Source organism: Amycolatopsis sp. NPDC114484, from assembly GCF_055633755.1.
In genome coordinates this window covers 178,969-196,627 of the sequence record NZ_JBVKDQ010000006.1, presented here as the reverse complement: position 1 = coordinate 196,627, position 17,659 = coordinate 178,969, and the positions used below count along the sequence as shown (strand labels likewise).

The 17,659-nt window shown below is 68.5% G+C and carries 21 protein-coding genes; 14 read left to right on the top strand and 7 right to left on the bottom strand.

Annotation, left to right across the window (positions count from 1 at the left end; genetic code table 11):
• The first annotated feature begins 14 nt into the window (after positions 1-14).
• Positions 15-575: a helix-turn-helix domain-containing protein gene (locus tag ACZ7SW_RS17710; RefSeq protein WP_470231479.1), complete on the top strand. Its 561-nt coding sequence runs from the start codon at positions 15-17 to the stop codon at positions 573-575.
• A 91-nt stretch (positions 576-666) separates the two neighbouring features.
• A complete protein-coding gene (locus tag ACZ7SW_RS17705; protein WP_470231478.1) occupies positions 667-2,067 on the top strand; it encodes an MFS transporter in 1,401 nt (466 codons plus the stop codon).
• Here ACZ7SW_RS17705 and ACZ7SW_RS17700 read toward each other — a convergent pair.
• Both ACZ7SW_RS17700 and ACZ7SW_RS17695 read right to left on the bottom strand, forming a co-directional pair.
• Entirely contained in the window at positions 1,958-3,547 is a 1,590-nt protein-coding gene (locus ACZ7SW_RS17700; RefSeq protein WP_470231477.1) for a DNA polymerase domain-containing protein, read from the bottom strand. The genes ACZ7SW_RS17705 and ACZ7SW_RS17700 overlap by 110 nt on opposite strands.
• Before the next feature lie 18 nt (positions 3,548-3,565).
• A complete protein-coding gene (locus tag ACZ7SW_RS17695) occupies positions 3,566-4,042 on the bottom strand; it encodes a MarR family winged helix-turn-helix transcriptional regulator (protein WP_470231476.1) in 477 nt (158 codons plus the stop codon).
• 84 nt (positions 4,043-4,126) lie between these two features.
• Between ACZ7SW_RS17695 and ACZ7SW_RS17690 the strand changes: the two genes are divergently transcribed.
• Entirely contained in the window at positions 4,127-4,759 is a 633-nt protein-coding gene (locus ACZ7SW_RS17690) for an FMN-dependent NADH-azoreductase (protein WP_470231475.1), read from the top strand.
• A 426-nt stretch (positions 4,760-5,185) separates the two neighbouring features.
• On the opposite strand, the gene ACZ7SW_RS17685 is transcribed toward ACZ7SW_RS17690, so the two are convergent.
• The gene (locus tag ACZ7SW_RS17685) at positions 5,186-5,719 is read right to left on the bottom strand and encodes a GNAT family N-acetyltransferase (RefSeq protein WP_470231474.1); all 534 of its coding nucleotides are present in this window, start codon (positions 5,717-5,719) and stop codon (positions 5,186-5,188) included.
• A gap of 110 nt (positions 5,720-5,829) precedes the next feature.
• Here ACZ7SW_RS17685 and ACZ7SW_RS17680 point away from each other — a divergent pair, with 110 nt between their 5' ends.
• On the top strand, positions 5,830-6,186 hold the full coding sequence (locus ACZ7SW_RS17680) for an ArsC/Spx/MgsR family protein (RefSeq protein WP_470231473.1): 357 nt from the start codon (positions 5,830-5,832) through the stop codon (positions 6,184-6,186).
• Here the strand turns inward: ACZ7SW_RS17680 and ACZ7SW_RS17675 are convergent.
• Positions 6,179-6,943: a sulfite exporter TauE/SafE family protein gene (locus ACZ7SW_RS17675; RefSeq protein WP_470231472.1), complete on the bottom strand. Its 765-nt coding sequence runs from the start codon at positions 6,941-6,943 to the stop codon at positions 6,179-6,181. The two genes, ACZ7SW_RS17680 and ACZ7SW_RS17675, sit on opposite strands and share 8 nt — an antisense overlap.
• An 85-nt stretch (positions 6,944-7,028) precedes the next feature.
• Here ACZ7SW_RS17675 and ACZ7SW_RS17670 point away from each other — a divergent pair, with 85 nt between their 5' ends.
• Both ACZ7SW_RS17670 and ACZ7SW_RS17665 read left to right on the top strand, forming a co-directional pair.
• On the top strand, positions 7,029-7,793 hold the full coding sequence (locus tag ACZ7SW_RS17670) for an AraC family transcriptional regulator (protein WP_470231471.1): 765 nt from the start codon (positions 7,029-7,031) through the stop codon (positions 7,791-7,793).
• Positions 7,794-7,878: 85 nt separating this feature from the next.
• Positions 7,879-8,568 carry an alpha/beta fold hydrolase gene (locus ACZ7SW_RS17665; RefSeq protein WP_470231470.1) on the top strand — a complete coding sequence of 230 codons (690 nt, stop codon included), beginning with the start codon at positions 7,879-7,881 and terminating at the stop codon, positions 8,566-8,568.
• A gap of 600 nt (positions 8,569-9,168) precedes the next feature.
• Here the strand turns inward: ACZ7SW_RS17665 and ACZ7SW_RS17660 are convergent.
• The gene (locus ACZ7SW_RS17660) at positions 9,169-9,777 is read right to left on the bottom strand and encodes a hypothetical protein (RefSeq protein WP_470231469.1); all 609 of its coding nucleotides are present in this window, start codon (positions 9,775-9,777) and stop codon (positions 9,169-9,171) included.
• Between the two features lie 177 nt (positions 9,778-9,954).
• On the opposite strand from ACZ7SW_RS17660, the gene ACZ7SW_RS17655 reads away from it, so the two are divergent.
• The 4 genes from ACZ7SW_RS17655 to ACZ7SW_RS17640 all read left to right on the top strand — a co-directional run bounded on the left by ACZ7SW_RS17655 (position 9,955) and on the right by ACZ7SW_RS17640 (position 12,524).
• Entirely contained in the window at positions 9,955-10,284 is a 330-nt protein-coding gene (locus ACZ7SW_RS17655; RefSeq protein WP_470231468.1) for a hypothetical protein, read from the top strand.
• 143 nt (positions 10,285-10,427) lie between these two features.
• Positions 10,428-10,847 (top strand): hypothetical protein, encoded by a 420-nt coding sequence (locus ACZ7SW_RS17650; RefSeq protein WP_470231467.1) that lies wholly within the window; start codon positions 10,428-10,430, stop codon positions 10,845-10,847.
• A 10-nt stretch (positions 10,848-10,857) separates the two neighbouring features.
• Positions 10,858-11,919 carry a sensor histidine kinase gene (locus ACZ7SW_RS17645; protein ID WP_470231466.1) on the top strand — a complete coding sequence of 354 codons (1,062 nt, stop codon included), beginning with the start codon at positions 10,858-10,860 and terminating at the stop codon, positions 11,917-11,919.
• A complete protein-coding gene (locus tag ACZ7SW_RS17640) occupies positions 11,916-12,524 on the top strand; it encodes a response regulator (RefSeq protein WP_470231465.1) in 609 nt (202 codons plus the stop codon). The genes ACZ7SW_RS17645 and ACZ7SW_RS17640 overlap by 4 nt, the downstream gene beginning before the upstream one ends.
• 495 nt (positions 12,525-13,019) lie before the next feature.
• On the opposite strand, the gene ACZ7SW_RS17635 is transcribed toward ACZ7SW_RS17640, so the two are convergent.
• On the bottom strand, positions 13,020-13,394 hold the full coding sequence (locus ACZ7SW_RS17635; RefSeq protein ID WP_470231464.1) for a DUF5997 family protein: 375 nt from the start codon (positions 13,392-13,394) through the stop codon (positions 13,020-13,022).
• A gap of 43 nt (positions 13,395-13,437) precedes the next feature.
• Here ACZ7SW_RS17635 and ACZ7SW_RS17630 point away from each other — a divergent pair, with 43 nt between their 5' ends.
• A complete protein-coding gene (locus ACZ7SW_RS17630) occupies positions 13,438-14,175 on the top strand; it encodes a LysR substrate-binding domain-containing protein (RefSeq protein ID WP_470231463.1) in 738 nt (245 codons plus the stop codon).
• 16 nt (positions 14,176-14,191) lie between these two features.
• Positions 14,192-14,986: an SDR family NAD(P)-dependent oxidoreductase gene (locus ACZ7SW_RS17625; RefSeq protein ID WP_470231462.1), complete on the top strand. Its 795-nt coding sequence runs from the start codon at positions 14,192-14,194 to the stop codon at positions 14,984-14,986.
• A 137-nt stretch (positions 14,987-15,123) separates the two neighbouring features.
• On the opposite strand, the gene ACZ7SW_RS17620 is transcribed toward ACZ7SW_RS17625, so the two are convergent.
• Positions 15,124-15,306, bottom strand: a complete 183-nt coding sequence (locus tag ACZ7SW_RS17620; protein ID WP_470231461.1) for a hypothetical protein — start codon at positions 15,304-15,306, stop codon at positions 15,124-15,126.
• Between the two features lie 139 nt (positions 15,307-15,445).
• Here ACZ7SW_RS17620 and ACZ7SW_RS17615 point away from each other — a divergent pair, with 139 nt between their 5' ends.
• Positions 15,446-16,693 carry a sensor histidine kinase gene (locus tag ACZ7SW_RS17615; protein ID WP_470231460.1) on the top strand — a complete coding sequence of 416 codons (1,248 nt, stop codon included), beginning with the start codon at positions 15,446-15,448 and terminating at the stop codon, positions 16,691-16,693.
• Positions 16,681-17,334: a response regulator gene (locus ACZ7SW_RS17610; protein ID WP_470231459.1), complete on the top strand. Its 654-nt coding sequence runs from the start codon at positions 16,681-16,683 to the stop codon at positions 17,332-17,334. Before ACZ7SW_RS17615 ends, ACZ7SW_RS17610 begins: the two co-directional genes overlap by 13 nt.
• Positions 17,335-17,659 lie beyond the last annotated feature (325 nt).

Here is a 17,659-nt window from a genome sequence, read left to right as displayed (position 1 = left end):
TATAGTCGACCACTGTGACCGATCCCCTCTCTGCCTCGCTCGCCGCGGCGGTGCGCGAAGCCCGTCAGGACCGCGAGCTCTCAGCAGGCACGCTCGCTGAACGCTCCGGTGTTTCCCGTGCCATGATCGGGAAAATCGAACGCGGCGAGGCTCAGCCGACGGCCGTGCTGCTGAGCAGGCTCGCCGCCGCGCTCGGGCTCTCGCTGTCCGAGCTGGTCGCCCGCGCGGAGGGCGACGACGACCGCCGCCTCGCTCGCCGGGACGACCAGGCGACCTGGCAGGACCCGGTCACCGGCTACGTGCGCCGCGCGGTCTCGCCGCCGGGGCGCGGGGCGACCGAACTCGTGGAAATCGACCTGCCGCCTGGTGCGAAAGCCGGTTTCCCGGCGGTGTCCTACGTCTTCGCCGACCATCAGATCTGGGTGCTGTCCGGTCAATTGCGCTTCCACGAAGGCGAAGTGGTGCACGAACTCGCCGAAGGCGACTGCCTTCAACTGGGCCGCCCGGTCGACTGCGCGTACGAGAATCCCGGGACGCGGCCGTGCCGCTACCTGGTGGTGCTCACCAAGCGTTGAATGTGACCCAGTTCACGCCTGATTTGTCTGATTACCGGGGTCTCCCGCCCGGAGATGATGCGACCGCAAATGCATCCGGGAGGAGAAACGAGTGGGTTCGTGGCGCGAATTGGGAGCGCACTTCAGCACCGCGGTCGTGCTGGCCGGCGGGGTGCTCGTCGGTGCGGTCAACATCTATGTGGCGGCAAGCCTTTTGCCGACCGCGGTCGCCGACATCGGCGGGGAACGGCTCTACGCGTGGAACATGACGGCGTTCCTGGTCGCCCAGGTCGTCGCGACGATGTTCGTCAGCAGGGCGCTCGCCCGGCTCGGCAACGCGGCGGCGTACTACCTCGGGTTCGGCGTTTTCGCGGCGGGCTCGGTGGTCTGCGCGGTGAGCCCGGCGATGCCGGTGCTGCTGGCCGGGCGCGGAGTGCAGGGATTGGGTGCGGGGTTGCTGACCGGACTTGGGTTCGCGGTGATTCATTCGGCGCTGCCGCCGCAGTTGTGGGCGCGGGGGAGTGCGTTGATCTCGGCGATGTTCGGCGTCGGCAACCTCGTCGGCCCGGCGCTCGGCGGACTGTTCGCGCAATTCGGTTCGTGGCGGGTGGCGTTCGTCGTGCTGGCGGTTGCGGCGGTCGTGATCGCGGCATTGGTGCCACGCGCGCTTCCTCGCAGTGCACGAAGCGGCGAGGCGGTCCCGGTGCCAGCCTTCGCGCTGGTGGCCGTCGTGGGCGCGGTCGGGGCGGTGAGCGTCGCCGGAATTTTGACGAACGTCGTCGCGATGGCCGCGTTCATCGTGCTCGGATTTGGTTTCGTACTGGCGTTTCTGCTCGTTGAGAAGCGCGCCGCGATCCGGGTGCTGCCCGCTGCGACGTACGAGTCCGGCTCGTCGCTGAGGTGGATCTACCTGACCATCATGTGCCTCGCGGCCGGAGTCTCGGTGGAATCGTTCCTGCCGCTGTTCGGCCAGCATCTCGGCGGATTACCGCCTGCCGCAGCGGGATTCTTCTCCGCCGCGCTGTCGTTCGGCTGGTCCGCGGGGCAGATCGTCAGCTCGTCGGCCCGCCGGGTCCGGCTGCTCTGTCTGGCCGGACCGACGCTGCTGGCTCTCGCGTTCGTCGTACTTGCCTTACTGCAAAAGGAAAACGCTTCGGTCTTGGCGTGGCTGATCGTGCTTCTCGCCGGTGGCACCGGGATCGGTATCGCGATGCCGCACCTGTCGGTCGCCGCGATGGCCAGCGGTCAGCAAGCGGCGGCCGCGATCGCGACCGTGCTGACGATGGCGACCGCGTTCGGTGCGTCGATCGCCGGTCTGCTGGTGAACTTGGGCGCACCGTCGATGGTGACGTCCGCGCGCTACCTGTTGATCGGCTTCGCTGTCGTTGCCGCGGCGGGGATTTTCACGACAGCTGCGGCAGGTGTTGGTGCACGTCCAGCAGTTGCGCGAACGGATCCCCCGCCTTCGCCACGCGATCGAGCACCGTCCGGATCGTCCACCGATCCGGAGTGAGGTCGGGGTCGTCGAGTTCGTCCCACTCCAGCGGGACGGACACCGGCGCCCCCGGCTTCGGCCGCACGCTGTACGGCGCGACGAGGGTTTTGTTCAGCACGTTCTGCGTGTAGTCGAGCCGCGCCAGCCCGCCGCGGCGATCCTTGTGCCACGCCCAGCTCACCAGGTCCGGCACGATCTTGCCGATCGACTTCGACACGGTTTCCGCCCACGCCCGCGTCTCCGCGTAGGTATGCCGCGGCTCGACCGGAACCCAGATCTGAATGCCGCGCTGCCCGGTCGTCTTCGGCCGCCCGACGAGCCCGAAGTGGTCGAGCGCGGTGCGGTGCAGCCGGGCGAGCGCGAGCACGTCGTCGAACGACGTCTCGGAGCCGGGGTCGATGTCGAACAGCAGCCAGGTCGGATGCTCGACGTCGGACGTGCGCGACGTCCAGGCGTGCAGCTCCAGCGCGGCGAAATTGGCCAGCCAGGCCAGATCCGCGACGCCGGACGGCACGAGGTACTGCTGCACGTCGCCGGGGTCGGCTGCCTCGTAATGCCAGCGATGCAGCCACTCCGGCGCGTGGTCGGGCACTTCCTTGTGCCAGAAGCCGGGTTTGCCGACGCCGCCGGGAAACCGGTTGGTGTTGAGCGCGCGGCCGGCGAGGTAGGGGAGCATCGTGGGCGCGATCCGGGTGTAGTACTCGATCAGCTCGCGTTTGGTGATCGGCGCTTCGCCGTCGCGGCCGGGAATCAACGTCTTGTCGAGATTGGTGACCTTCAGCTGCCGCCCGGCGACCGTCCAGGTGCCTTGCTTGCCCAGGTCTTGCAGCGCCTTGAGCTCGTCCTCCGACGCCGGCTCGAACACCGCGTGCAACGGCACTTCCGCCTCGGCCGCAGGCAAATCGCCCCGCCACAACGCAGGCGGCGCCGCGGCGATCTCGTCATTGGTGAGCCCGCTTTTCACCGACTTCGGATGATCTTCAGCGTCCCAACCGGAGGCGGCGTGGTCATCCTGCTTATGGAGCAGAAACCACTGCTTCCCGTCGCCGTCCCTTTTGGGATGGATCAACACGAAGCGCCCGGCCAGCTTCTCGCCGAACAGATCGAAGTGCAGGTTCCCGTCCGCGAGCGCCTGCTCGGGATCGTCGGTGCCGACCGGCTCCCAGCGCCCGCGATCCCACACGATCACGTCGCCGCCGCCGTACTCGCCGTGCGGGATCACCCCCTCGAAATCGGCGTACTCCAGCGGATGGTCCTCCACGTGCACCGCCATCCGCCGAGCCTTCGGATCAAGCGTCGGCCCCTTTGGCACCGCCCAGCTGACCAGCACGCCACCCAGCTCGAGCCGGAAGTCGTAGTGCTTGCGCCGCGCCCGATGCCGCTGCACGACGAACCGGTAACCAGGTTCCTTGGGGGCGTTCGCACCAGACGGCTCGTCGGTCTTCGCGAAGTTGCGCATCGCGCGGTACTTCGCAAGCCGCTCGGCGGCACCGTCCATTCGCTGGCTCCCTCCCCGTCAGCAGACCGGAGGCTCCTTCGCGCAGGAGCTGCTGTCGACCGTTCCGGAAGCCGCTTGCAACAGCAAGTTGTAAAGCTGCTCGCGCTGGTCAGGATCGAGCGCCGCGAAAACCTCGTCCTCAACCGCCGCGAGCGCCGCCTCGGCCCGGGCCAGCTCCTTCGCGCCCCGCTCGGTCAACACGACGACGTGCCGCCGGCGATCCTCCGGCGAACGCCGCCGCTCGATCAGCTGGTCGGCTTCGAGGTCGTTGAGCAGGCCGACGACGTTGGTGCTGTCCATCTCGAGGATCTGCGCCAGGGACTGCTGAGTGCTGGAACCGCGGGTCTGAAGGACGGTCAGTGCGATCAGATGCCGAGGACGCAGCCCGAACGGAGCCAGCACGCTTTCCGCGCGCAGCCGGATCCGTCGCGCGAAGTGCTCGAGCAACGCACCAGACCTGCGCGGAGCCTGGGCGACGAGCGGCAACGGAGCCATGTGTCCATTCTACGAGACGCGTCTGGTAGCTGCCGTGCTATAAATGGTTTGTTCAACACAAACTATCTACGGACGGTCATCGACATGGCACACCTGCTGCACCTCGACTCCAGCATCACCGCCGACCGCTCGGTAAGCCGCAAACTCAGCGCCCGCGCCGCTCAGGCCTGGCGCAAAGCCCACCCCGAAGGGACGGTGACCTACCGAGATCTGGGTGCGAACCCCGTCCCACACCTGGACCGACGGGCCTGGGAAGCCCGCCTCACGCCCGCCGCCGAGCGCACCGCAGACCACTACGAAGCCGCACGAATCGGCGAAGAACTGGCGGCGGAGGTGCTGGCCGCGGACACCGTGCTGCTGGGCCTGCCGCTCTACAACTACGGCGCGCCAAGCTCGGTGAAGGCCTGGGTAGACCGCCTGATCACCTCCGCGGGCGAAGACCCGTCAGTACTGGGCGGCCGAGAACTGCTGGTCCTGGCGAGCCGAGGCGGAGGCTACGGAGAAGGCACCCCAAGACACGGCTGGGACCACGCCGAAGGCTGGCTCCCGCACGGCCTTTCCCTGACGGGCCTGGAGCCGCGCTTCATCACGGCGGAATTCACCATGGCAGACGTCAACCCCGCACTGGCGCAATTCCGCCCCCAAGCCGACGAAAGCCTGGCAGCCGCGGAACGAGAAATCGACGCCCTCTGGACCCCCGCAAGCGCCACCCCCTGACTACCCGAACGCCTTCACGGACCGACAGCTGCATGGTCCGTGAGGGGAACCCTCAGAGACGCTGATTCCCTCAAGGTTCCCCTCACGGACTTCCCACCAGATACTCGCGCACTCAACTCGCCCACCCACTCAAGCCGCGCGCACCCACCCACGCAACCGCAGCCTGCACATCCAACGCGACAAGGCACCCAAGCCACCGCGTCACACCCACAAAACCCGCACCAACGCACCCAACGAACCATGCACCCACACCACCCCCGCACCCCGATACGAAGCCAAAATGCGGTCTGAGGGTGCTTGTCAAGGCATCTTTCCCGCCTTGACAAACACCCTCAGACCGTCATCACAATCAAGCTTCGGGGTGCCCCCGCAACAACGAGGCGCAATGTCGCCCCCAGGCGACGAGCCGAAACCAGGGAGCAGAAATCAAACAACATCCCCCCGCCGAACCCGATAAACCTGCAACCTCAACTCATAATACTTAGTAGTCTCCCCCACCCATTGCATCCCAATCCTCTCCGCAGTAGCAATGGCCCGGGAATTACTAGGCCGCGCCACCGCGAACAACTCATCCGTCCCATCCTGGGAAAACGCCCACTCCACCAACGCCCGCCCAGCCTCAGTCGCGTACCCGTGCCCCCACTCCTCGGGCCGCAACTGCCAGCTCAACTCCAAATCCTCCCGATAAGGAGGCAACAACCGAATCCCCAACCCGCCGACAATCCGCCCGTCCTCCCGGCGCTCAACCGCCCATCGCCCCCGAGGCGGAATCAAATTAGGCTGCGCCTCCTGCCACGCCTGCAACACCGACCGCATCGCCGCGGCGTCCGCGACCCGGTCCATGGCAGGAGTCAGCCAATGCGTCACATCGGAAGAGCCGTAGATCTGAAACGCGGCTTCGGCGTCGTCAGCCGTCCAGTCCCGGATCACGAGACGTTCGGTGGTAATCGGCAGGGTCATGTACGAACGGTACGCCCGTTCCACCCGGTCCGGGCAGGTGATGCAGGACGCACCCAAGACTCTTGTCCGGCAACGACTCCTCCCGATAAAGGGGCGGTTAGACTGCGCGGGTGGAGATCTGGGTGAACCCGCGTTGTTCCAAGTGCCGCTCGGCGGTGTCGCTGCTCGACGAGGCCGGCGCGGAGTACACCGTGCGCCGCTATCTGGAGGACCCGCCGACCGGGGCGGAACTCGTCGCGGTGCTCGACCGGCTCGGCCTCGATCCGTGGCACATCACCCGCACCGGCGAGAAAATCGCCGGTGAACTCGGGCTGAAATCCTGGACGCGGACCCCGGAAGACCGTCCACGGTGGATCGCCGCGCTCGCCGAGCACCCGGAGCTGATCCAGCGCCCGATCATCACCGCCGACGACGGCACCACGGTGGTCGCCCGCGACGAGGAAACCGTGCGGTCGGTGCTCAGCTGACCGCCACGGCGATCAGCGCCGCCGCGAGCAGCAGCACGTACGCGACGGCATGCACCTTGTCCGGCAACCGGTCGGCGACCCGCCGGACGAGCGCGATCGTCGGCAGTGAACCGGCCAGCAGCGCCACGCCCGCGATCGGGTCTAGGTATCCCGACGGTCCGCCGCCCGCCGTCGCGTAAACCGCAGTCGCCACCACCGCGACAGGCACACTGAGCGGGTTCGCCATCGCGGCCGCGTCAGCCATCGGAAGCCCTTTGCGGCGCAACAACGGCACCGTCATCACACTGCCGCCCACTCCGAGGAAGCTCGCCACCGCACCGATTCCGACCCCGCCCGCAGTAGTCGTGAACGTGCTCAACGGCTTCGGTTCCTCTGGTGGCTTGAGGAATCCGCCGCGCGCCAAGCTGTCCACAATGGTCAATGCCAGGTAGACGATGAACAGGACGCGCAACAAGCCGTCCCCCGCGTAAGTCGCGGCCACCGAGCCCGCGACAGCACCGATCGCGACAAACGCGGCGAGCGGCCAGATGTAGTCGCGCCGGAGACGTCCGGCCCGGGCTTGCACGACGGTCGCGCTGATCGCGTTCACGACCATCACCGCGGTGGACGTGGCGACGGCGACATGCATCGCGTCGCCGCGGGTCGTGACCGCCGCGACCACCGGCACAGTGACGAATCCGCCGCCGAAACCGAACAGCACGGTCGTCACGCCGCTCAGGCAGCCGAAGAGCAGAAGAATCAGGATCGAGGTCAACACTGGCTTCAAGGTAGGTCGCCAGGGCGCGGCGTGCATCCGAAGATTCGCCAGGTTCTTTCGAGCTTCGGACACCTACTCTGGAGGCATGCGCAACGTTCCGTTATCCGAGGTCGACGCCCTCCCTCGGGCCGTGCTCGCGATCAGCACGGACTACCCGCCGGACCACTTCCTGCCGCCGCATCGCCACCGCCGCGCGCAGTTCCTCTACGGCGCCACCGGTTCCATGCGGGTCGGAACGGCCGACGGAACGTGGACCGTCCCGACCCGGCGCGCGGTCCTGATCCCGCCGGAGACCGACCACAGCGTCGTGATGATGAACGTGACCACGCGCAGTCTCTATCTGGAACCATCCGCCGTGCCGTGGTTCCCGCGCCGCTGTCAGACCGTCGATGTCTCATCTCTGCTGCGGGAATTGCTCCGGGAAGCCGTGGACGTCGCCCCGGAATACCCTCGACGCGGCCGCGATGCCGCGCTGATTTCCCTTCTGCTGCACGAGATCTCCCGCTGCGTTCCGTTGCCGCTTGAACTCCCGTGGCCGCGGCACGAAGGCTTGCGCGCACTGTGTCAGTCCTTTTCGGACGCTCCCGATGTGCATGACCCGCCGTCGCGCTGGGCGGAGGAGCTGCACGTCAGCGAACGGACCCTGCACCGGTTGTTCCGCGCCGAAACGGGCCTGAGCTTCGCCCGCTGGCGAGAGCGGGCCTGCGTGCTGCGCGCGCTCCCACTGCTGGCCGCGGACCTTCCGGTCGCGGAGGTCGCGGTCACCCTCGGATACGAAAGCCCGGCCGCCTTCACGACGATGTTCAGCCGCCTGCTCGGCGCCCCGCCGCGGTCCTACCGCGAGCAGTGACCCAGATCGCATTGGATACAACTTGATTGTGCACAACTAAGTTGTACTGTTGTCCTCGTTCGGAACTTTCTCTGAGGAGGACCCCATGACTGCCACTGTCGTTCTGGTACACGGCGCGTTCGCGGATTCGTCCAGCTGGAACGGGGAGATCGAGCGGCTGCAAGCAGCCGGGCACCGGGTGATCGCGGCCGCGAACCCGCTGCGCGGAGTCGCCGAGGACGCCGCTTACGTGCGGTCTGTACTGGACAGCGTCGAGGGCCCGATCGTCCTGGTCGGCCACTCCTACGGCGGCTCGGTGATCTCGGCCGCCGCGGTGGGCCACCCCGGGGTGCGGGCGCTGGTCTACATCGCGGGCTTCGTCCCGGACGAGGGCGAAAGCGCGGGCGAACTGGCCGGGAAGTTCCCCGGCGGGACCCTGGGGGAGACGTTGGAGCAGGTCGCCCTGCCCGAGGGCGTCGACCTCTATGTCCGGCAGGACCTGTTCCACCAGCAGTTCGCGGCGGACGTCCCGGCCGCGCAGGCCCGGCTGATGGCAGCGGGCCAACGCCCGATCGCCGCGGCGGCCTTGGACGAGGCGTCACCCGCACCGGCGTGGAAGGGGTTGCCGGTGTACAGCCTGATCCCGACCGCGGACAAGAACATTCCGGCCGCGGCGCAGCGTTTCATGGCGGAACGCGCGGAGGCGGAGGTAGTCGAGGTGGCGGACGCTTCGCACGCGGTGCTGGTTTCCCAGCCGGACGTGGTCGCGGAGCTGATCCTGCGCGCTGCCAAGTGACCGTGGGCGGGTGAGGCTGGTCCGCGCTGCGCGGTTAAAGGTGCGGTGCGGGCGGGCGAAGGTGCGGTGCGGGCGGGCGAAGGTGCGGTGCGGGCGAGCGAAGGTGCCGTGCGCACAGGCGACTGCGCGGCGCTGCGCGGTTGAATGCGGGGCGCGGGCGGGCGAAGGTGCGACGCGGCAGGCGAAGGTGCCGTGCGCACGGTGCGGCGGCGCGGTGCATGGCGTTGGTTCGCGGGGTGTGGCCGGGTGTGTGGTGCCGGTTCGCGGGGTGTGGCCGGGCGTGCGGTGCCGGTTCGCGGGGTACGGCCGGGCATGCGGCACCAGTTCGCGCTGTGCGGTTTGGAATCGGTGTGCAGCCCGGTCCGGCGGGGTGCGCCGCGACGTGCGGCAGGCGGAGCGGTGCGATGTGGCGGACTCCGCCCGACGGTCCGGCCGCCTGGTTCCGCCGGGCGGGGTTTCGGTGATTGGCCTGGTCAGCGGCCTTGCAATGCGACGCCAGGGGAGCCGCCCGGTCCCGTTGTGCGGACTTGTCATGACCGAGCCGGAATTTCGCCGTTCACCGCGTCGGCGCGGCAGTTACCATCGGCGGCCATGAGTACCTCAGGGGGTCCACAGGAGCAGCCGGGCACGCCGCAGGAGCCGGGTGCGGTCCCGCCGGGATGGCAGGCGCCTCCGCCGGGTGCCGGTTATCCGCAACAACCCGCGCAGCCGGGAGCGGGGCAGTATCCAGGCCAGTCCGCACCGGGCACTTACCCCGGCCAGGCCGGGCAGTCTCCGCAGTATGGGCAGCCTGCGCAGCCGGGCCAGTACCCAGGCCAGCCCGCGCCGGGCTCCTACCCTGGACAGTCCGGGCAGCCGGGCCAAGGCCAGTTCCCGGGCCAGCCACAACCCGGTCAGTTCCAGCCGGGCCAGCCCCAGCAAGGTCAGCCGCAACCGGGCCAGCCCCAATCCGGTCAGTTCCAGCCGGGCCAACCGCAACCGGGCCAGTCCCAACCCGGCCAGCCGCAACCGGCCCAGCCCCAACCCGGCCAGCCGCAACCGGGCCAGTCCCAATCCGGTCAGTCGCAACCCGGCCAGCCGTACCCGGGCCAAGCCGCCTACCCCGGTCAGCAGGGTTATCCAGCACAACAGCCGGGCTACCCCGCCCAGCCGCGGCAGCCAGGCGCCGGTTACTCCGCGCCCCAGCCCGACCAGGGCTACCCGGCTCAAGGCCGCCCCCTCACCGGCCCCGGTCTCGGCGCCATTCCGGTAGCGCTCGGCGGCATCCTCGAGATCGTCGCCCTTTTCCTCCCCTGGGTCACCTTCACCAGTGGCTCCCAAAGCGCCTCCGTCACCTTCATCGACGCCTTCAGCAAGATCCCGTCCAGCTCCGACGGCTTCTCCTCGATGTACGTGCGGTTCCTCGCCTTCATCCTGATCGCCGCGACACTGGGCGCCACCCTCCCGTGGGTGCTCGGCGCGCTGCGCACCAAGAAATCCGCCTACTGGCTGAGCGGGATCCGCAGCCGCGAGCTGACTCCGCCGAACTTCTGGTGGTACCGCACCGTCTTCGCGGGCCGGGCCACTGTCCTGCTGATCTTCCACATCGCGGGCATCATCGCGATGTTCTACGAGGACCTGTCGCTGATCGGCCTCGGCGCGTACCTGCTGGTCGCCGGCGGGGTGCTCGTGGTCGTCGGCGCGGCGATCGGGCCGAAGCTCAACGCCGCCCGCTGACGTCGCGGATGACCGGGTTCTGACAAATGTCATCGCGCACCGATGCGCGGTGACACTACGGCTCGCTTGCCCGTCCGCCCACCATGGGACGGGCAAGCGGTTCCGGATCCGCCGGGCCGAACAAGGGTCCGGAAAGGACAGTCATGAACTCCCGTCCCGCAACGGTTTCCGATCAACCTCGCACCGACCCGGCAGTCCGGGCGGTCCGCGTCCTCACCGGGGCTTACCTGGCGCTGAGCGTGCTCACCCTCGGCGCGATCTTCCTCCTCCGCGACGACCCGGCCATGGTCACCGACGTCGTCTGGGTTCGCGCGACGATCGTGGCCGCCAGTGCGCTGCTCACGTTCCTATTCGCCAGAAGCACGGCCCGCGGGTCGAAACGAGGGCTGCTGCGGCTCCGGATCGTCTCGGCGGTGATGACGGTCGCGATCATCGTCATCGTGTCTATCCCGGGTTTCCTGCCGCTGTGGGTCCGGGTCGAGCAGGGCGTCTGCGGATTGCTGCTGCTGGCGGTGGTCGTCCTGGTCAACGGACGGCACGTGCGCTCGCTGTTCTCCGAGTAGCGTGCCGGACGTGGACCGCGGCCCCGATTCCGACGCGCAACGCTGGGTACTGGGCTGGCGCCGGCTCGTGCTGGACGCCGGCCTCCTGGTGTACCCGCTGATCGTTCTCGCCCAAACTGCGGACCAGCCGGTGGCGGTGGTGGCGCTGCTGGCGTTCTGTGCCTGCTATATCGGGGCGGCAGTCGCGGCTTATGCCTTCCGGAGCGGGGTTTTCTGGGCCCTGACCGGCGTGCTGACGGCGCTGTTCGGCGTCGTGCTGCCGATCGCTCGCGAGAACGCGTTCTATTTGCTCGCGATGGTGGTGTCGCTCGCTGTTCCGCGGTTGCCGCGCTGGGGCGTGGTCATCGTGCCGGTCGCCGCCGCGGTGACTGTGGTGGTGCCGTGGGTGGTCTGGCACACCGATCCGGGTTGGGCGCAGGCGGCGGCGTTGGTGTTCACCGTGTTGGTGGTCGTCGCGTTCGCGGAGGCGCTGCGGGCGAATCGGGCGTTGGTGCAGGCGCGGGCGGAAGTGGAGCGGTTGGCCGCTGATGCGGAGCGGTCGCGGATATCCCGGGATTTGCATGATCTGCTTGGGCATTCGCTTACCGCGATCACGGTGAAGAGCAATCTCGCCCGGCGGCTCGCGGCTAAGGGGGACGAGCGAGCGGTCGAGGAGATTGGCGAGGTCGAGCAGTTGTCTCGGCAGGCTCTCGCGGATGTTCGGGCCGCGGTTTCCGGGTATCGGGATGTCACTCTTGCCGGGGAGCTTGCGCGTGGGCGGGAATTGTTGCGGGCGGCGGGGATTAGTGCGGAGTTTCCTGCTGCGGTGGATGGGCCGCATCAGGAATTGTTCGGGTGGGTGGTTCGGGAGGGGCTGACTAATGTGGTGCGGCATTCTCGGGCTGCTGCTTGTGCGGTGATTGTTTCGGGGGATTCCGTGGAAGTCCGTGACGATGGTGTTGGTTCTTTGGCGGATTCCGGGAACGGACTGTCCGGGCTGCGGGACCGGGTGGTCGCCGCTGGCGGGCGGATGGAGGCGGGGCCGGTTCGGCCTCGGGGGTGGCGGTTGCGGGTGACGGTGGGGGAAGCGTGACTATTCGGTTGTTGCTCGCTGATGATCAGGCGTTGGTGCGGCAGGCGTTGAGTACCTTGCTCGATCTTGAGGACGATTTCGAGGTGGTCGCTCAGGTGGGGCGGGGGGATGAGGTAGTGGGGGCTGCGCTGGAGCAGCTGCCGGATGTGGCGTTGCTGGATATCGAGATGCCTGGGCTGGACGGGTTGGCTGCGGCTGCGGTTTTGGCTGAGCAGGTGCCGGGGTGTCGGGTGGTGGTGTTGACGACGTTCGGGCGGGCTGGGTATTTGCGGCGGGCGATGGAGGCTGGGGCGGTGGGGTTTGTGGTTAAGGACGCGCCTGCGGAGGCGTTGGGGGATGCGATTCGGAGGGTGATGCGGGGGGAGAGGGTGGTGGATCCGGCGTTGGCGGTGGCGACTTTGGCGGCGGGGGAATCGCCGTTGACTGCTCGGGAGAGGGATGTGCTGATCGCGGCTCGGGGCGGGGGGTCGGTGGCGGAGATCGCGGGGAGTTTGTATTTGTCCGAGGGGACGGTGCGGAATTATTTGTCGGGGGCTATTGCTAAGACCGGGGCTCGGAATCGGATGGGGGCGGTTCGGGTTGCTGATGATCGGGGGTGGTTGTGAGTTGGGCTCGTCGCCTGGGGGCGACATTGCTCCTCGTTGTTTGCGTGGGGCACCCCGAAGCTTGATTGTGATGACGGTCTGAGGGTGCTTGTCAAGGCGGGAAAGATGCCTTGACAAGCACCCTCAGACCGCATTTTGGCTTCGTATCGGGGTGCGGGGGTGGTGTGGGTGCCTCGTTGGTTGGGTGCGTTGGTGGCGGTGGCGTGGGTGTAGTGGGGAGTTGGGTGCGCGGGCTGCGGTGGTGTGGATGTCTCGGTGGTTGGGTGTGCGGGGTGCGGTTGGGTGAGGGCTGTGAAGGGACCCTTGAGGGAATCTAAGTCCGTGAAGGGGGCCCTCACGGATCGTCGTGGGTCGTGGAGGGCCTGCTGAGGGGATCCGGGTACGTGAAGGGGCCCCTCACGCACCGTCGTCGGTTGTGAAGGGCCCGGAGGAGTCCGTGTCTGTGAAGTTTTCCCTGACGGATTTCTCGTTGCGTGGAACGTCCGAAGTGGACGGCTAGTCGGTCTTTTCCGCGTTCACCCGGGCGGCTTCCCGGCGGACTTCAGCCTGGGTTTCGCGTTCGTGTTGCAGCCAGGCGGGGTTGTCGGCTTTCAGGGCCTCGATCTGGTCCGTCGTCAGGGCCTCGGTGATGCCGCCCCGGGCGAGGCCGCCGATGGAGACTCCCAGTTTCGCCGCTACCACCGGGCGCGGGTGCGGGCCGTTGCGGCGCAGGTCGCGCAGCCATTCTGGCGGGTCGGTCTGCAGGGCGTTCAGCTCGTCGCGCGAGACGGCGCCCGCGCGGAACTCTGCGGGGGTGGCTTCGAGGTAGACGCCCAGCTTCTTCGCTGCCGTCGCCGGCTTCATGGTCTGGGGGGTCTTCTGCGCCGTCATGCCCATCAGCGTAACCGGCACCCCGCGCCGGTAGCCTTGCCACGTGACAGGAGCCGACCAGGCCTCGGCGTTCCGGCTCGCCTACGTTCCGGGTGCGACCCCCGCGAAGTGGGTCCGGATCTGGGGCGAACGCAATCCCGAAGTGCCGCTTGACCTGGTCGCGGTCACCGCCGCCGAGGCCGCCGACGTGGTCCGCGAAGGGCGGGCGGACGCGGCGTTGCTGCGGCTGTCCGAGGACCGTGAAGGTCTGCACGCGATCCCGCTCTACACCGAGACCACGGTGGTCATCGTCCCCAAGGAGCACCTGGTCGCGGCGGCTGACGAGGTGTCCATCGCGGACCTCGCGGACGAGCTCGTGCTGCATCCTCTCGACGACTCGCTCGGCTGGGACGAGCTGCCCGGCAAGCCTGCGCTGGAGCGGCCGGAGACGACCAGCGACGCGATCGAGCTGGTGGCGGCGGGGGTCGGCGTGGTGCTGGTGCCGCAGTCGCTGGCTCGGCTGCACCATCGTCGTGACCTCACTTACCGGCCGGTCGCGGACGCTTTGCAGTCGCGCGTCGCGTTGTCCTGGCCGGAGGGCGAGACCGGCGACCTGGTGGAGCAGTTCATCGGCATCGTCCGCGGGCGCACGGTGAACAGCACCCGCGGACAGCAGGAAACGCAGGCGAAGACCGGCAAGGCGGCACCGGCGAAGAAGAAGCCGCAGCCGCAGCGCGAGCAGGCTCGTCGGCGGAACACGCCCAAGCCCGGCGGGCGCGGGAAGCCTCGCCGGCGCCGTTAACGCTTAGGGAGAAGCCGTGGATCTCGGTTTGCAGGGCAAGTGCGCGGTCGTCACCGGGGCCAACCGCGGGATTGGGCTGGCGGTTGCCGAGGTGCTCGCGGCGGAGGGGGCGGACCTCGCGCTCGTCGCCCGGGACTCGAAAGCGCTCGCCGAGGCGGTGGAAAGCGTCGGCAGGCACGGCACGAAGGTCATCGCGGTGCCCGCCGACACCGCCGACGACGCCGCGGTCGCGGCGATGGCGGAGCGGGTCAAGGCGGAGTTCGGCGCGGCGGACATCCTGGTCAACTGCGCGGCCCCGGCGTCGAGCGGGGTCCGGACGCCGCTCGACGACCTGCGCGACGAAGACCTGCGCACCGAGATCGAGACCAAGGTGCTCGGCTACCTGCGGTGCGCTCGCGCGCTCGCGCCGGGGATGCGGGAACGCGGCTGGGGACGGATCGTGAACGTCAGCGGGCTCAACGCGCGGATCGCCGCTTCGACGTTCGGTTCGATTCGCAACGTCGCGGTCGCGGCGATGACCAAGAATCTCGCCGACGAACTGGGGCCCCAGGGCATCACCGCGACGGTCGTGCACCCCGGTTACACGGTGACCGAGCGGACGCCGGAGAAGTTCGCCGAGATCGCCGCGATGCGGGGGATTTCGGTGGCGGAGCTGGAAAAGGGCCTCGCCGCCGGGGTGAGCATCGGACGGTTGGTGACTGCGGCCGAGGTGGCGGACGTGGTGGCGTTCCTGGCGTCTCCGCGCAGCGTCGCGATCAACGGGGACGCCATCGCGGTCGGCGGCGGCGTACCTGGGCAGATTTACTACTGAACGGCCCGGAGTTCCCGCGCATGCAGCTCCCGGCCTTCGGGGAGCGTGGTGCCGAGTACTGGCGGGAGTCCAAAGTAGACGATACCGAGTCTGTTGGCGCGCAGTGCGGTCATAGTAGGTAGTCCTTTGTGGACAGTTTAGCGGCGGGTGCGGTAGTTCGCGATGAGTGCGATGCCCGCAGCAAGCGTGATGACGCCGAAAACGGTGCTCAGTACGAGGTTGACGCCGAGTGCTGAGGTGATGGCGTTGGTTGCGGCGCTGAGCACCAGCACGCCCCACAGCAGTGGCCGGGTGCTTTGTCGCGCGGGTGTTTTCGTCATGTGGGGAACGCTATGAATCAGGGCTCGCCAAGACGATCCCGTGCGCGGGAGGATCGAGGTACAGCAGGCTGTACTTTCGCGCTTCACCGCAGCTTCGGGGCGGATTTCTCGGCTAGGGTTCGGCGGCGTAGGAGGTGCGATGGCAACCGCAGGCGAACCTCGGCCGCGTCCGTGGAGCGTGCGCGTCCGGGCTGCTCTCGACGCGTTGGAACACCTCGTCGGCGGGATCGGTACCTCGGTGCTGGCGCTGTTGGTGCTGCTCGGCGTGGTCGCGGTCGCGCTGCTGTGTCTTCTCGGCGTCGGATTGCCGCTGGCGCGGCCGATGCTGAGTGTGGTGCACGCGGTCGCCGACCGGGAACGGATCCGGCTCACCGCGATGAAGCCGGACGTCATCAGTCTTGGATCGGGCCCCGAAGGGCTCGGTGCGGCCTTGCGCGACCGGACGGTGCAACGCGAAGTGCTGTGGGTCGCGGTGCACGGACTCGCAGGTCTCCTGCTCGGCTTCATCGCGCTGACGATCGTGCTCAACACCGCGCGGGACGGGCTTTTCCCGCTCTACTGGTACCTGTTGCCGCCGGACGACGCGACGGCATCGCTCGGCTGGCCGGTGCGCAGCCTGGCGGAAGCGCTCCCGGTGTCGCTGCTCGGTGTCGCGTGGGCGTTTCTTTCGGTCGCGCTGCTGCCCGCGATGGCGCGACTGCAGGCGCTGCCCGGCCGACGGCTGTTGCCCGCGGGCTCGGACGCGGACGTCACGCTGCGGATCGCCCACCTCGCCGCCACTCGCGCCGCCGCGCTCGACGCGCATTCCACTGAACTGCGTCGCATCGAGCGTGCCCTGCACGACGGCACGCAGAACCGGCTGGTCGCGGTGAACGTCCTGGTCGGCGCGGCTCGCCGGGCTGCCGCTCGGGGTTCGGCAGACGTCGACGAAATCCTCGGCCGCGCACAGGACGCCACTGAGTCCGCGCTCGCCGAATTGCGCGCGGTGGTGCGCAGCATCCTGCCGCCCGTACTGGCTGATCGGAGCCTCGCCGACGCGTTGACCGCGCTCGCCGCGGACTGTCCGGTGCCGTGCACGATCGACGCCGACCTTCCTGGCCGGTATGCCGTTTCGGTGGAGGCCTCGGTGTACTTCGTGGTCGCCGAGGCGCTCACGAACGTCGCCAAGCACAGCGGCGCACACAGCGTCGAGGTGGTGTTGCGGCGGCAGGACGACGTACTGCGCCTCCGGATCACCGACGACGGCCGCGGCGGCGCTGCGGAAACCGGCGGCTCGGGACTCAGCGGGATGCGCCGCCGGATCGAGGCGCTCGACGGAACTTTCGCGCTGGCGAGCCCCGCCGGCGGACCGACCACTCTGACTGTGAGCCTGCCATGCGGATTGTGATCGCCGAGGACGACCCGTTGCTGCGCGAAGGACTCGCGCTGCTGTTGCGCGCGGAAGGCCTCGACGTCGTCGCGACCACTGACAACCCGGCCGATTTCCTTGCCGCAGTGGACAAATACGAGCCGGACACCGCGGTCGTGGACGTCCGGATGCCGCCGACGCACACCGACGAGGGCATCGTCGCGGCTGTCGAAGCCCGTCGCCGCCGTCCGGGGCTGGCGGTGCTGGTGCTGTCGGCGTATGTCGAGCAGGCCTTCGCGACCGACCTGCTGGGCAGCGGCAGCGCGCGGCTCGGGTATCTGCTGAAGGAGCGCGTCGGGCGGGTCACGGAATTCATGGAAGCGCTGAACCGGGTCGCCGGAGGAGGGACGGCGATCGACCCGGAGGTGGTGGCGCAGTTGCTGACCCGGACGCGCGCGGATTCCGGACTGGAACGGCTCAGCCCGCGGGAACGGGACGTGCTGGCGCTGATGGCCGAGGGATTGGGAAACGGCGCGATCGCGGAACGGTTAGTGGTGACCGACGGCGCGGTGCACAAACACATTCGCAGCATTTTCGCGAAACTGGATCTGGCCCCGGACGACAGTGCTGATCGGCGGGTTACGGCGGTGCTGCGGTATTTGGAGGAAGCGCGTCGTTGATTTTTCGCGTGCTTCTGGATGAATCAGTGAAGATCTGGCGATAGGCGGGACGGGGCAATCGGCGCGGGCGAAGGCGACAGGGCGGATCAGGCGGGGCGTTGTCCGGCGATGGGTGAAATGGGCAGCATTCACCGACGCGCAGTTCACCCGGACGAGTGCAGTATCGCGCTCGCAAACCGGTGACACCGAACTGGCCTAACCGCGCCCGCGACCGACTCGGGCGGCCCGGACGCGGGCGCGCGAGTCGGAACGCTCGTCTGCGTCTCGGAAGGCCGCTCGACCGGGATCGCCGGGAGGGCGAACTGGTGCCGGGCTGTCCGACCGG